The following is a 13130-nucleotide window of genomic DNA, read 5'->3' as shown; positions in this document are numbered from 1 at the left end:
GCAATAAATACTTGCGCCCGAGTGTAGACAAGCTCAGCGCGAGAAATTTTGATTTAAGGCAGCGAATGGCGTATTGATCGGGTAAGTGTTGCTGAATTGTTCAACTTGATGTGTGATTTATTGATCCAGCCACCCAGGGAAAAATAGCGCTGTGGCAAAATAGTGCTTATTTGTTTTGAGGAGTGAAAACTGTGTTAAATATGCTTCGCGCTCAGTGCGTTAATCAGGGACCGCGCCTGCTGCGGCTGCCGGTGCGGTACACGCCGTTTGCGATGAAAAAAATCCTGCTACAGCAGCTATTAAATATGCAGTTTCGTCATGCGCTGGCGGAAGGTGAGTTAGACTTTCTGCAGGGGCGCTGGCTGGGCATTGAGATTCAGGACATCGCATTGCGCTGGGCCGTTACGCTGGAAAACGGCGAGCTGGCGATCGACAATCGCGATGAGGCCGACGTCTGGTTTCGCGGCAATGCCAACGATCTGCTGCTGGTCGCCGCGCGTAAAATCGACCCGGACACGCTTTTTTTCCAACGCCGCCTGGTGATCGAAGGTGATACCGAGCTGGGGCTGGAAGTGAAGAATCTGATGGATGCGATCGAGCTGGAACATATGCCAGCGCCGCTGCGCATTGGGTTAATGCAGCTGGCTGACTTTGTCGAAGCCGGCCTGAACGAGGACGCGAAATCCCCGGGAGATCGCGCAGGTGTTTCATGTTAATTCGTACCGAAATAGGGGTGGACGCCGCCGGAATAGACAGCCTGCTGCGCCGCTGCTTTCCTGGCGGGGCCGAAGCTGATCTGGTGCAACGGCTGCGTGAAGATGGCCAGTTGACGCTGGGCGTGGTAGCGACCGACGATGAAGGACAGGTATTGGGCTATGCGGCCTTCAGCCCGGTCACGTTGCAGGAGGAAGATCGCAACTGGGTAGGGCTGGCGCCGCTGGCGGTTGACGAGAGCGTCCGTCGCCAGGGCATTGGCAAACAGCTGGTTTTTGAAGGGCTCGATACGCTTAACGAATTTGGCTATGCGGCAGTCGTGGTGCTGGGCGATCCCGCCTGGTTCGGCCGTTACGGCTTTGAACCGGCGGCGCGTCACCAGCTGCGCTGCGCCTGGCCGGGCACGGAAGCGGCGTTTCAGGTCTATAAGCTGGCGGACGATGCGTTTGTCGATGTGAGCGGCGAAGTGCAATATTCAACGCACTTTAACCGTTTCTCTCGCTAAGCCACGCCAGCAGCGAGACGGGCTGGCTGGCGACCAGCCTGAGCTTTTCCTGCCGTGACAGCTGTTTAACCTGATACTCCAGGCGGGAAGCCATCGCCCGATCGCCCGCTTCGCAGGTCAGCAGCAGCTCCAGCGGGCCTTTTCCTCGCAGCGCTTTTGCGCCGGTGCCTTTCTGATGCTGTTGAAAACGGCGCGGCACATTATTGCTGATGCCGGTGTAAAGCAGGCCGGCGGCGGTGCGTACAATATAGAGCTGCCAGCGCGCAGCGGTGGTTTCACTCATGTTCATAACCCTGGTTGCGATCGGGGCATTGTAGCGGCATCCACCATCGTGCGTCATGAGCGGCCAGCATTTTATTACCGGAGAGCGGGTTGTCTGACGTTAGCGCAATAGTACGTTATTTAAAAAAGCAGCATGTGCTGTCGCTGTGTTGTCGTGATGATGATGCGCTCTGGTGCGCCAACTGTTTCTACGTTTTCAATGAGGCGCGCATGGCGTTCTGGATTATGACGGAGACGGAGACGCGGCACGGCGCGCTAATGGCGCAGCAGCCGCAGGTGGCCGGCACGATAAACGGTCAGCCTAAAACGGTAATGCTGATTAAAGGCGTACAGTATCGCGGTGAGGCGCATCGCCTTTACGGCGAACAGGAAAGTGCGGCGCGTGCCGCCTACTGCCGACGGTTTCCCGTGGCGCGCGCGGTTTCTGCGCCCGTCTGGGAGATCAGGCTGGATACGTTAAAAATGACTGATAACGCGCTGGGATTCGGCAAGAAGCTGCAATGGTTGCGGCAGAACGTCTGAGGCGCGGCGGAAAGCTGTGCGGCAAATCAGGGCCGCACAGCCGAGCGGCTTTTAGCTCATATTCAGAATGCGCAGTGATTCCTGATTAAAGGCGGGCAGATCTTCCGGCGTTCGGCTGGTCACCAGCTTATCATTATCCACCACCACTTCTTTATCATAAAAATCCGCGCCGGCGTTCTTCAGATCGACCGCAATCGCTTTTACGCAGGTCATCTTACGTCCTCGCACGCCGTTCGCGCTGATCAGCAGCTGCGGGCCGTGACAGATAGCGAAAATCGGCTTGCCGCTGGCGACAAACTCTTTGGTAAAGTTCACGAAGCGATCGTCGCCGCGCAGGCTATCCGGCGAATGGCCGCCAGGCAGCAGCAGCGCATCAAACTCCGCCGGGCTGACGTGGTCGATATCTTTATCTATTTTTACCTGAGCCTTTCCCTGCTTGCCCGTTACCGTTTTACCGGCTTCCATTTCGATGGTCACAACTTCATGGCCCGCTTTGGTATAGGCTTCTGCAGGGGAGGTAAATTCAGAGTCTTCAAATTCATCGGTAATCAGTACCGCTATTTTCTTGCTCATCTTTATCCTCCTGTATGTGTGGAACTACTGGTTAAGCCTGGTTGAGTATGCTGAAAAATCAAATCCTCACCGGCAACATCTCTGCTAATCTCAGCTTCAGCAGACTGCTGTGCCTCAGCGCAGCGCGCGTCGAAGGGGAGGGAAGATGAGTCGGATATTGTTAACCGGAGCCAGCGGTCTGGTGGGAAGCCACCTGCTGCGTATGCTGATTGCGGAGCCGCGCGTCAGTGAGATCGTTGCGCCCACGCGTCGGCCGCTGCCGCCCATGAATAAAGTGATTAATCTGGTCGAGGAAGATCTGACGGACGTATTGCGACCGCTAAAGCTGCCCATTGATATCGTGTTTTGCTGTCTTGGCACCACGCGCAAGCAGGCGGGCAGCAAAGCGGCCTTTGTGCATGTCGACTATACGCTGGTGGTGGATAGCGCCATCGCCGGGCAGCGGCTTGGCGCAAAGCATATGCTGGCGGTGAGTGCGCACGGCGCCAGCGTTCGCTCGCTGTTCTTCTACCGGCGGGTCAAAGGCGAAATGGAACGGGCGCTACGACAGCAAAACTGGCCGCGTCTTACGCTCATTCGTCCCTCGCTGCTGCTGGGCGATCGTCAGCAGCCGCGTCCGGGGGAAGATTTCCTTGCGCCGCTGTTTAAGCTGTTGCCCGGCAACTGGCGCGCGGTCGCGGCGAAAGATGTCGCCGGCGCGCTGATGCGCGAGGCGTTCTCTCCCTCGCCCAGCGACGTAAATATCATTGAATCGGCGGCTATCCCCCGACGCTCGTTAATAAAATAAGTGAATAAAAGCCAACCTGTATTCATTTCTTCGCGGCCTGCCCGAAATATTATTCACCCCTTTCCACGGTCCAGGTCGCTACGTTATTCAGGTTGCATGCGCGTCCATTATGTCGCCAATCTCGTCTTCATTAACTGGCGCGTTGACGCTGTTGTGGAACTGATTCAGCGCAGATAGTGAATCACCTGGTTGCTGCTGCCGCGCCAGACCAGCGCGGGGTCTTTCAGGGCCTGGACAAATTTACCGTCTACCAGCACATCCAGCTCGGCGACCACTTTACGCTGCGCGGCGCTTAGCGCCGCCAGCGTATAGCCGGTCCACATCCAGATATCCTTTCCTGGGCAGTCGCGGCGCACGCGGCGCACCAGCCGCAGCACATCCGGCACGTTGGCCGGATGCAGCGGGTCGCCGCCGGAAAGCGACAGCCCCTGACGCGGAATACGGCGATCGTTCAGATCGCCGATCAGCTGCTCTTCCATTTCGATGGTAAACGGCACGCCGGAGTTAAGTCGCCAGGTGCGCTGGTTATAGCAGCCGGGGCACTGATGCTCGCAGCCGGCGACAAACAGCGTACAGCGGGTGCCGGGGCCGTTTACGACATCGACCGGATAGTACTGATGTATGTTCACAGGTGTTTTACCCGCCGTTTCACCTCTTCCTGTTTCCCTGCGTTAAACGGTCGCGCGTCGGGGCTGCCGAGATAGCCGCATACCCTGCGCGTTACCGATACCCGTGCCGGATCGTGATTGCCGCAGGCGGGGCAGGTAAAGCCTTTACTGGTGCAGTCGAACTCGCCGGTAAAGCCGCATTCGTAACACTCGTCGATAGGCGTATTGGTGCCGTAATAGGGAACGCGGTCATAGCTGTAATCCCAGACATCCTCCAGCGCTTTCAGGTTGTGCTGCAAATTGGGATATTCGCCGTAACAGATAAAGCCGCCGTTGGCGATAGCCGGATAAACCGCCTCGAAATCGAGCTTATCGTACGGGTTAACCTTTTTCTCTACGTCGAGGTGGAAGCTGTTGGTGTAGTAACCTTTATCGGTTACCCCTTTCACCTGACCGAACTCAGCGGCATCCAGACGGCAGAAGCGATCGCAGAGGTTTTCACTGGGCGTGCTGTAGAGGCTAAAGCCGTAGCCGGTCTCCTCTTTCCACGCATCCACCGCCTCGCGCAGGCGGGTGACAATAGCGACCGCCCTGGCGCGCAGCGTGTCATCGTCATAGAGATGCGTTTCGCCGCCGCTCAGGGCGTTAATGGTTTCATGCAGGCCGATATAGCCCAGCGAGATAGAGGCGCGGCCGTGGCGGAAGATCTCCGCCACATTATCATCCGCCTTGAGCCGCACGCCGCAGGCGCCTTCCATATAAAGAATCGGTGCCACGCGCGCTTTGGTATGCTCCAGACGGGCAATGCGCGTCATCAACGCTTTTTTGGCGAGCTCTAAACGTTCATCCAGCAGCTGCCAGAAACGCGCTTCATCGCCGCGCGCCTCCAGCGCGATGCGCGGCAGGTTCAGGCTGATGACGCCGAGATTATTGCGTCCGTCATGCACCTGTTCGCCATTTTCTTCCCAGACGCCGAGGAAACTGCGGCAGCCCATCGGCGTTTTAAAGGAGCCGGTCACGCTGACCACACGGTCGTAGTTAAGAATATCGGGATACATGCGTTTGCTGGCGCACTCCAGCGCCAGCTGCTTGATGTCGTAATTAACATCGCCAGGACGGCGGTTCAGCCCTTCGCGAATGGCGAAGACCAGTTTGGGGAAAACGGCGGTTTTACGATTCTTGCCCAGCCCGGCGATGCGGTTGCGCAGAATAGATTGCTGAATCAGGCGCGCCGCCCAGCTGGTGCCGAGTCCGAAGCCAAAGGTGACGAACGGCGTCTGGCCGTTGGCGGTATGTAGCGTATTAACCTCATACTCCAGCGACTGAAAAGCGTCGAAGCACTCTTTCTCCGTGCGTTCGCGCGCGTAGCGCTCGCTTTCGGCAATCTGCCACTCCTGCGCCACCGCCAGATGTTTCTCGTAGCTGGCCTCGACAAACGGCGCCAGAATTTCATCGATGCGGTTAATGGTGGTGCCGCCATAAATGTGGCTGGCGACCTGCGCGATAATCTGCGCCGTCACGGCGGTTGCGGTAGCGATGGATTTCGGCGGCTCGATTTCCGCATTGCCCATCTTAAAGCCGTTGGTCAGCATCCCTTTCAGATCGATCAGCATGCAGTTAAACATCGGGAAGAAGGGCGCGTAGTCGAGATCGTGATAGTGGATTTCGCCGCGCTGGTGGGCACGCACCACGTCGCGCGGCAACATATACTGCTGGGCATAATGTTTCGCCACGATGCCCGCCAGCAGATCGCGCTGGGTAGGGATCACCTTGCTGTCTTTGTTGGCGTTTTCGTGCAGCAGCGCAGGGTCGCTTTGCTCCACCAGGCCGCGGATCGCTTTGCTCAGCTTGCCGCGCTGTTCGCGCGCCAGATCCCGGTCATGACGGTATTCAATATACTGGCGCGCCAGCTGAGGATAACGTCCCGCCATCAGCAGATCTTCTACCGTCTGCTGGATCTCATGAATATCCACACGATCGCGGCTGCACATTTTTTCGCTGACCTGCTGCGCGACCGTCACGCAGTAAGCATCATCTTCAACCTGAGCGGCGCGCGCTGCAGCGCGAATAGCCTCAGCGATGCGCTGTTGATCAAAGGGTACCTGACAGCCGTCCCGTTTTACCACCGTCGTTGTCACCACCGATCTCCTTCGACGTCATTACTATATGTAGATTTGGTGGTAAATAGTAAACGCTATATATGGTGTTTTCGCCTTATTTAACCCTTCTTTTATTGATGCAGGACAAAGATCGCGGAGGGCGGCTGAAAAATTAAACGAAGAGGGGAAAGCGGGGTGTTTTATCGCCTCCCAGGGTTGAGAAAGGAGAGAGAAAAGGCGTTGGGAAGGCTGCTCATTCACCTTTTTCCGCCTCGGCTTTCAGCAAATCCAGCGTCATCAGCAGGCCATAGCGCGCCAGACCGGGATCGTCAGGCAGCACCAGCAGCGTATCCGCCAGGGAGGCCAGCGGATCGGTGGCCGTAGTCAGCGCAATCACCGGAATATCACGGGCGCGCGCCTGTAACGCGGCGTTGCGTATAGCCGCACCCGACGGTCCAATAGCGAGCGCCAGCAAGAGCTGGTCCCTTTCCAGCATGGCGACGCTCATGCCGATCAGCGCCGCCTCCTGGCAAAGCGTAGACATCAAGCCCTGCGCCATGAGCTGATGCTGCACCTGCAGGCCGAAAATCGCCTCGCTGCCGCCGTTTGCGACGATGGTCACGCCGCGCGCCTGACCCAGCAGGCGGGCAGCCTGAGCGTAATGCGCAGGGACGTTTTGCTGTAACTGCTGGTGCAGCGCCTGTTGAACTGTCGCCAGCCGCTGCTCGCCTGCGGAAGAGGGCATGGCCGCGGCGGGAGACGACAGGTAAGGGGAATGACTGGCGGAGGCCTGGGCCAGCTTCATACGCAGCTCGCGGATATCTTCGCAGCCTACCGATTTTGCGAAGCGGGTAATGGTCGCCGGGCTGACGCCCGCATAGCTCGCCAGCTGCTCAATGGTGGCGGAGGCGGCGAAATTGACATCATCCAGTACCGCACGCGCGACGCGGCCTTCCTGCTGGCTGAGCTCATTCAGACGTTTACGAATCTGAAACAGAATATCGTTGAAATCTTCGCGCCCAATCGAGCGGGCGAAACGCTTCAGCGTTTCAGCGCTGACGCCAGCATTCACCGCTACTTTCTCCAGCGAGGAAGACATGGCGTAATCGAGATCGCCGGTAACCGCAGGCGGCACCTGACCATCCGGGTCGCCGGGATGATTGAGCGAACGCAGCTGCTGCATAAAATCATCCAGATCGCGGCAGCCGACGGAGCGGGCGAAGGCGGAAAGGGTGTCGGTGCTGACGCCAGCCCGCAGCGCCAGTTGCTCAAGGGTCGCGCTGCCGGAAAAGCGTAAATTATCCAGCACAAAGCGCGCCAGACGTGATTGCGGGCGGGGCAGCGTATTCAGGCCGTTCTCAAGTTGCCAGACAAGATCCATAACGGTTAAGGCTCCTGCAAACCGGATGGGATTATCATAACCGCCATCCTGCTGTGAAAATAATTTTCATGGCTATTTTTTCGATCTGGATCGGATTTTTAATTTAAATTTATGAAATAAAAAGATAAAAAGTTAAACAGGTAATTTTACGTCATAAATAATTGCCATGGCGATCACAGCTATGAAAATTATTTTCAAAAAATGATCTTCCTAATGTCTTATTTATCAAACAGTTAATAAATCCAGCTAAAAAACGATGACGGCGGGGTATTTACAGCGTCAATTCTCTCTGGCTTATATTTGAGCAAATCTGAACGGGAGAAACACGATGCATATTGTCCTTTGCTGTGCGGCAGGCATGTCCACCAGCATGCTGGTGTCGAAAATGAAGGCGGAAGCGGAGAAGCGTCAACTGGCGGTGCGCATCGACGCCGTACCGGTCGCGGAATTTGAACGTATTATCGATGACGCCGATATCGTGCTGTTAGGGCCGCAGGTGCAGTTTGAGGCGTCGCGCCTGACCGCCATCGCCGCGCCGCTGGGCAAACCGGTCGCCGTTATCAACATGATGGATTACGGCACGATGCGCGGCGATAAAGTGCTTGATACCGCGCTGGCCCTGATGCCGTCCTGATTACGTCGGCGTTCCGCCGACATTTTACCCATTATCGAAGCAAACGCGTCCAGGCGACGTGCGGCTTGCTGCATGCGAATTTTGGTACGGGAGGAAGGGATGGAGCTGGAAAACCTGATTATGGAACTGCTGGTTCATGCTGGCAGCGCGCGCAGTCATGCGCTTGCGGCGCTGCGTCAGGCGCGGGCCGACGATTTTGACGCGGCGGAAACGTCACAGCAGGCCGCCCGGGTGGCGATCGGCGCGGCGCACCGTCTGCAAACTGAACTGATCGGCCTGGACGAGGGCAGCGGCAAACTGCCGGTCACGCTGATCGTCGTGCATGCGCAGGATCATCTGATGAACGCGATGCTTATTCAGGATCTGGCGGCGGATATCATCGCGCTCTATCGCCGCCTCCCTTACGCAGGAGAACAGTATGCTTAAAATTGCGGTTATCGGCGGCGGCAGCAGCTATACCCCCGAGTTGATGGAAGGGCTTATCCGCCACTATCAGCAGGTGCCGATCACAGAGCTGGCGCTGATGGATGTCGAAAGCGGACGGCAAAAGGTGGCCATTATCGCCGACCTGACGCGCCGTATGCTGAAACGTCACGGTATGGAGCAAGTACAGGTCAGCGTCCACTTTGAACTGGACAGCGCCATTGAAGGCGCCGCCTTTGTGCTGACGCAGCTGCGGGTCGGCCAGCTGGCGGCGCGCGCGGCGGATGAGCGGCTTGGTCTGAAATATCAGATGCTGGGCCAGGAAACGACCGGCGTTGGCGGCTTCGCTAAGGCGCTGCGCACCATTCCCGTGCTGCTGGAGGTGGCGCGTAAAGTCGAGGCGCTGGCACCCGACGCTTTTATCATCAACTTCACTAATCCTGCGGGGATCGTGACCGAAGCGGTTTCGCGCTACAGCCGGGCGAAAATCATCGGCCTGTGCAATGTGCCGGTCACCATGCACCATATGATCGCCGATATGCTGCAGGCACCGCACGATCAGGTAAAGCTGCGCTTTGCCGGGCTGAACCATATGGTCTGGGTGCATCAGGTAATGCAGCAGGGCAGGGATGTCACCGATCAGGTGATTGAGATGCTCTGCGCCGGACATGCGCTCTCGATGAACAATATTCAGGAAGTGCCCTGGCCCGCCCATTTCCTGCGCGCGCTCAACGCGATTCCCTGCCCCTATCACCGTTACTTCTGGCAAACCCGCGCCATGCTGGCGGAAGAGATCGAAGCGGCCGCTGCAAAAGGCACGCGCGCGGAGCAGGTGATGAAAGTTGAAGAGGAGCTGTTTCGGCTTTATGCCGATCCGCAGCGCGATCGCAAGCCGGAGCAGCTTAATTTCCGCGGCGGCGCTTTCTACTCGGAGGTGGCGGTCGATCTGATCCGCAACATTCACACCAATAGCGGTCGGGAGATGGTGGTGAACTGCCGCAACAACGGTGCTATTCAGGGGCTGCCCGACGATGCCGTGGTGGAAACCAACTGCCTGATCGACGCGCTGGGCGCGCACCCGCTGGCGTTTGGCCGCCTACCGCCGGCCATGAACGGCTTGACGCAACAGGTAAAAGATTTCGAGCGCCTGACGATCGAGGCGGCGGTGCATGGCGATCGACGCAGCGCGCTGCTGGCATTGATCGCTAATCCGCTGATCGGCGACCTGAGCGTCGCCGACGATCTGCTGGCGGAAGTGCTGGCGATCAACAAAGCCTGGCTGCCGCAGTTCGCGTAAGCAGGCGCAGGCTGCTAACCATCATCTCGTTCTACGGGAGGGGAAACTATGACTGGCAAGAGATCGTTGATAGAGCGTTACGTGCTGCCCGCGGCGCTTAAGGTCGCCGGGCAGAAGCATGTGTTGTCGGTGCGTGACGGCATCATACTAAATATGCCTTTTATGCTGATCGGCTCATTCTTTTTGATATTCGCTTACCTGCCGATCCCCGCCTGGGCGAGCATGATGGCGGGGCTGTTTGGCGATGCCTGGCGCGATAAGCTGCTTTATCCGGTGAAGGCGACCTACGACATCATGGCGATTATCTCCAGCTTCGGCATCGCCTATCGCCTGGCGGAGAAATACCGCACTATCGATCCGCTGACCAGCGGGGCGATGGCGCTGGTGGCCTTTATCATGACCATTCCGCAGCATACGCTGTTCGCGCCCGTAGAAGGCGCGGCGCAGCAGATCGTGGACGGCGTGATCCCGATGAACCTGGTCGGCAGTCAGGGCCTGTTCGTGGCGATTGTGATTTCGCTGATGTCGACGGAGATTTATCGTTTTATCAGCGGGCGCAATCTGGTTATCCATATGCCGGAAGGGGTGCCGCCAGCGGTCGCTAAATCTTTTCTCGCGTTGATCCCCGGCTTCTGCGTGCTGGCCGTGGTACTGCTGCTGCGCCTGGCGGTTGAGGCGTCGCCCTTTGGCGATATCAACACCATGATCAGCACCATTATCGGCATTCCGATGCATCACGTTGGCGGAACGCTGCCGGGTATGATCTTCTCGGTGATCCTGATTGGCGTGCTCTGGACGCTGGGGCTGCACGGCGACGCCATCGTGCTGGTGTTTATTCAGCCGGTCTGGCTGTCGAACATGACGGAAAACCTGGAGGCGTTCCAGCATAACCAGCCCGTTCCGCACATCATTACCCAGCAGTTCTACGATCTCTGGATTGCGCCGGGCGGCACGGGCGCGCTGCTGGGGCTGGTGATTTTTATGCTGCTGCGCAGCCGCAGCGTGCAGATGAAACAGCTGGGTAAAATCGCCGCGCCAGGCGCGCTGTTTAATATCAGCGAGCCGATGGTGTTCGGTATCCCGCTGGTAATGAACCCCTGGTTTTTCCTGCCGTTCATTCTGACGCCGGTGGTGCTGGTGCTGGTCACCTGGACGGCGATGTCGCTGGGATGGGTGGCGCCGCCTGCGGGGATCGCTTTGCCGTTCACTACGCCGATCTTCTTCAGCGGCTACCTCGCCACCGGCGGCCATATTTCCGGCAGCGTGTTGCAGGCGGTGAATCTGGGTATCTCAATGGTGATCTACTATCCCTTCTTCCGCGCCTGGGACAATTTAAAATGGCGTGAGGAGCAGGAGGCGATCAGCAGCGCTGAAAAAAACGCGGCCGAAAGCGGTCTGGTTGCTGGCGGAGAGCGTCAGGCCCGGATATAAGTCGGCAGAGGCTGCGGTAAGAAAAACGGCGCGCCGGTTGACCGACGCGCCGATAACAGAGCTAGTGGTTTTTCTTCTGGTACCACCAGACGGCTTCCCAGGGACGCAACATCATCTCGCCAGGTTCCGCTTTGGCGTCAGGGTAGTTGCTCATCAACACTTCCCAGCTGTCGCCAAAGTTCTCTTCCGGGTGCCAGCTTTGCGCTTCCCGGCTGAAGTTGGCGATCACTACCAGCGTTTCGCCTTCATACTGACGACGATAACACCACAAATAAGGATGCGACGGCAGCAGATCGAGATAGTCGCCCCACGTCAGGATTAAATAGCGCTTACGCAGCTGAATCAACTTCTGATAGGCGTAAAAAATCGAATCAGGATCGGCTATCGCCGCTTCCGCATTGATGGTTTCATAGTTGCGGCTCATGCCGATCCAGGGCGTGCCGACGGTAAAACCGGCGTTTTCGCTGGCGTCCCACTGCATCGGCGTACGGCCGTTATCACGCGATTTACTGGCGAGGATCGCCAACAGATTTTCGCTGTCGCGGCCCTGCGCGCGCAGCTCGGCGTACATATTGTGGCTTTCGATGTCGCGGTAATCGATGATACGGGTAAAGCCGGGGTTGGTCATGCCCAGCTCCTCGCCCTGGAAGATATAGGGCGTGCCCTGCATGCCGTGCAGCACCATCGCCAGCATCTTCGCCGACTGTACGCGATATTCGCCGTCATCGCCCCAGCGCGACACTACGCGCGGCTGATCGTGGTTACACCAGAACAGCGCGTTCCAGCCCCGGTTATGCATGCCTTGCTGCCAGTGGGTGAAAATTTTCTTCTGCGCCACCAGATCCAGCGGCGTTAACGTCCACTTCTGACCGTTCCAGAAATCAACCTCGACATGGTCGAAGCTGAACACCATCGACAGCTCATCGCCCTCCAGCGAGCCATATTGCTGGCAGTGCTCCAGCGTGGCGGAAGACATTTCGCCCACCGTCACCAGCTCGCGCGGTCGGAAGACGTCGCGGCTCATTTCGCGCATATATTCATGAATGCGCGGGCCGTCGGTATAGAGACGCAGCCCGTCGCCATCGGGATCGTCAGGAAAATCCTGATGCTTGGAGACCAGGTTAACCACGTCGAGACGCAGCCCGTCGATGCCGCGATCGGCCCAGAAGTTGACGATCTGCTTCAGCTCGGCGCGGACGTTCTCGTTTTCCCAGTTCAGGTCCGCCTGCTCCGGCGCCCACAGGTGCATGTAGTACTGGTTGCTCTCTGGGTGCCAGCGCCAGGCAGAGCCGCCGAACTTCGACTTCCAGTTATTCGGCGGTTCGGTCGGCGTACCGTCGCGCCAGATATAGTAATCGCGGTACGGGCTTTCCGGGTTCAGCGACTCGTGAAACCAGTGGTGCTGTGTTGAAGAGTGGTTAAACACCATATCGAGGATAACGCGCAGCCCGCGCTTGTGCGCCTGTTCAACCAAATGGTCGAAATCGCTCATCGTGCCGTAAGCGGGATCGATGGCGGTGTAGTTCGCCACGTCGTAGCCGTTATCAACCTGCGGTGAAATATAAAAAGGCGTGAGCCAGATCGCATCGACACCCAGCAGTTTCAGGTAGTCCAGACGCTGAATCACACCGGCCAGGTCGCCTGTGCCACTACCGGTCGTATCCTGAAAACTTTTGGGATAGATTTGATAAATGACGCCGTTCTGCCACCATGGTGGAGTTTTATTCATTGCTCAATCCTGATTGCTTATTGGGGCGCAAATGCCCGCCCGTTTTATAGAAAGTGTCTTCATTTACACACTCAATAAGGTTAGCTACTCCTTGCGAATCCGAAACGTTTAACGTGACGGAATTCACTGAAAAACGCAGTTTTCC

General features: G+C 57.6%; 14 protein-coding genes. 8 read left to right on the top strand and 6 right to left on the bottom strand.

Going from position 1 to position 13130, the window contains the following annotated elements:
- Positions 1–191 precede the first annotated feature (191 nt).
- Both ubiT and MYY08_RS13135 read left to right on the top strand, forming a co-directional pair.
- Complete coding sequence (ubiT, locus tag MYY08_RS13140; RefSeq protein ID WP_038628734.1) at positions 192–716, top strand: ubiquinone anaerobic biosynthesis accessory factor UbiT; 525 nt, start codon at positions 192–194, stop codon at positions 714–716.
- Positions 710–1219 (top strand): GNAT family N-acetyltransferase, encoded by a 510-nt coding sequence (locus tag MYY08_RS13135; protein ID WP_038628732.1) that lies wholly within the window; start codon positions 710–712, stop codon positions 1217–1219. Before ubiT ends, MYY08_RS13135 begins: the two co-directional genes overlap by 7 nt.
- On the opposite strand, the gene MYY08_RS13130 is transcribed toward MYY08_RS13135, so the two are convergent.
- A complete protein-coding gene (locus MYY08_RS13130; protein WP_038628731.1) occupies positions 1200–1502 on the bottom strand; it encodes a GIY-YIG nuclease family protein in 303 nt (100 codons plus the stop codon). The two genes, MYY08_RS13135 and MYY08_RS13130, sit on opposite strands and share 20 nt — an antisense overlap.
- 89 nt (positions 1503–1591) lie before the next feature.
- On the opposite strand from MYY08_RS13130, the gene MYY08_RS13125 reads away from it, so the two are divergent.
- Positions 1592–2023 (top strand): YhbP family protein, encoded by a 432-nt coding sequence (locus tag MYY08_RS13125; protein WP_038628730.1) that lies wholly within the window; start codon positions 1592–1594, stop codon positions 2021–2023.
- Between the two features lie 51 nt (positions 2024–2074).
- Here MYY08_RS13125 and MYY08_RS13120 read toward each other — a convergent pair whose 3' ends face one another.
- The gene (locus MYY08_RS13120) at positions 2075–2596 is read right to left on the bottom strand and encodes a type 1 glutamine amidotransferase domain-containing protein (RefSeq protein ID WP_038628729.1); all 522 of its coding nucleotides are present in this window, start codon (positions 2594–2596) and stop codon (positions 2075–2077) included.
- A gap of 145 nt (positions 2597–2741) precedes the next feature.
- Between MYY08_RS13120 and MYY08_RS13115 the strand changes: the two genes are divergently transcribed.
- Positions 2742–3383, top strand: coding sequence for an NAD-dependent epimerase/dehydratase family protein (locus MYY08_RS13115; RefSeq protein WP_038628728.1), 642 nt, complete (start codon positions 2742–2744; stop codon positions 3381–3383).
- A 164-nt stretch (positions 3384–3547) separates the two neighbouring features.
- On the opposite strand, the gene nrdG is transcribed toward MYY08_RS13115, so the two are convergent.
- The 3 genes from nrdG to MYY08_RS13100 all read right to left on the bottom strand — a co-directional run bounded on the left by nrdG (position 3548) and on the right by MYY08_RS13100 (position 7471).
- On the bottom strand, positions 3548–4012 hold the full coding sequence (gene nrdG / locus MYY08_RS13110; protein WP_038628727.1) for an anaerobic ribonucleoside-triphosphate reductase-activating protein: 465 nt from the start codon (positions 4010–4012) through the stop codon (positions 3548–3550).
- Positions 4009–6129, bottom strand: coding sequence for an anaerobic ribonucleoside-triphosphate reductase (nrdD, locus tag MYY08_RS13105; RefSeq protein ID WP_038628726.1), 2121 nt, complete (start codon positions 6127–6129; stop codon positions 4009–4011). The genes nrdG and nrdD overlap by 4 nt, the downstream gene beginning before the upstream one ends.
- Before the next feature lie 214 nt (positions 6130–6343).
- A complete protein-coding gene (locus MYY08_RS13100) occupies positions 6344–7471 on the bottom strand; it encodes a MurR/RpiR family transcriptional regulator (protein WP_084969937.1) in 1128 nt (375 codons plus the stop codon).
- Between the two features lie 328 nt (positions 7472–7799).
- Here MYY08_RS13100 and MYY08_RS13095 point away from each other — a divergent pair, with 328 nt between their 5' ends.
- From MYY08_RS13095 to celB, 4 genes are all read left to right on the top strand, one after another.
- Positions 7800–8105: a PTS sugar transporter subunit IIB gene (locus tag MYY08_RS13095; RefSeq protein ID WP_038628725.1), complete on the top strand. Its 306-nt coding sequence runs from the start codon at positions 7800–7802 to the stop codon at positions 8103–8105.
- Between the two features lie 72 nt (positions 8106–8177).
- Positions 8178–8531, top strand: coding sequence for a PTS lactose/cellobiose transporter subunit IIA (locus MYY08_RS13090; RefSeq protein ID WP_373996380.1), 354 nt, complete (start codon positions 8178–8180; stop codon positions 8529–8531).
- A complete protein-coding gene (locus tag MYY08_RS13085; protein ID WP_038628722.1) occupies positions 8524–9825 on the top strand; it encodes a 6-phospho-beta-glucosidase in 1302 nt (433 codons plus the stop codon). The genes MYY08_RS13090 and MYY08_RS13085 overlap by 8 nt, the downstream gene beginning before the upstream one ends.
- Before the next feature lie 48 nt (positions 9826–9873).
- Positions 9874–11256: a PTS cellobiose transporter subunit IIC gene (gene celB / locus MYY08_RS13080; protein ID WP_288014514.1), complete on the top strand. Its 1383-nt coding sequence runs from the start codon at positions 9874–9876 to the stop codon at positions 11254–11256.
- 61 nt (positions 11257–11317) lie between these two features.
- Here the strand turns inward: celB and treC are convergent, their stop codons facing one another.
- Positions 11318–12985 carry an alpha,alpha-phosphotrehalase gene (gene treC, locus MYY08_RS13075; RefSeq protein WP_038628718.1) on the bottom strand — a complete coding sequence of 556 codons (1668 nt, stop codon included), beginning with the start codon at positions 12983–12985 and terminating at the stop codon, positions 11318–11320.
- Positions 12986–13130: the final 145 nt, after the last annotated feature.

Origin of the sequence: Mixta sp., from assembly GCF_024610815.1 — a bacterium.
GTDB classification, from domain to species: Bacteria; Pseudomonadota; Gammaproteobacteria; order Enterobacterales; family Enterobacteriaceae; genus Mixta; species Mixta calida.
Note: the sequence above shows the minus strand (reverse complement) of the source record. Positions and strands in the feature narration are given on the sequence as shown.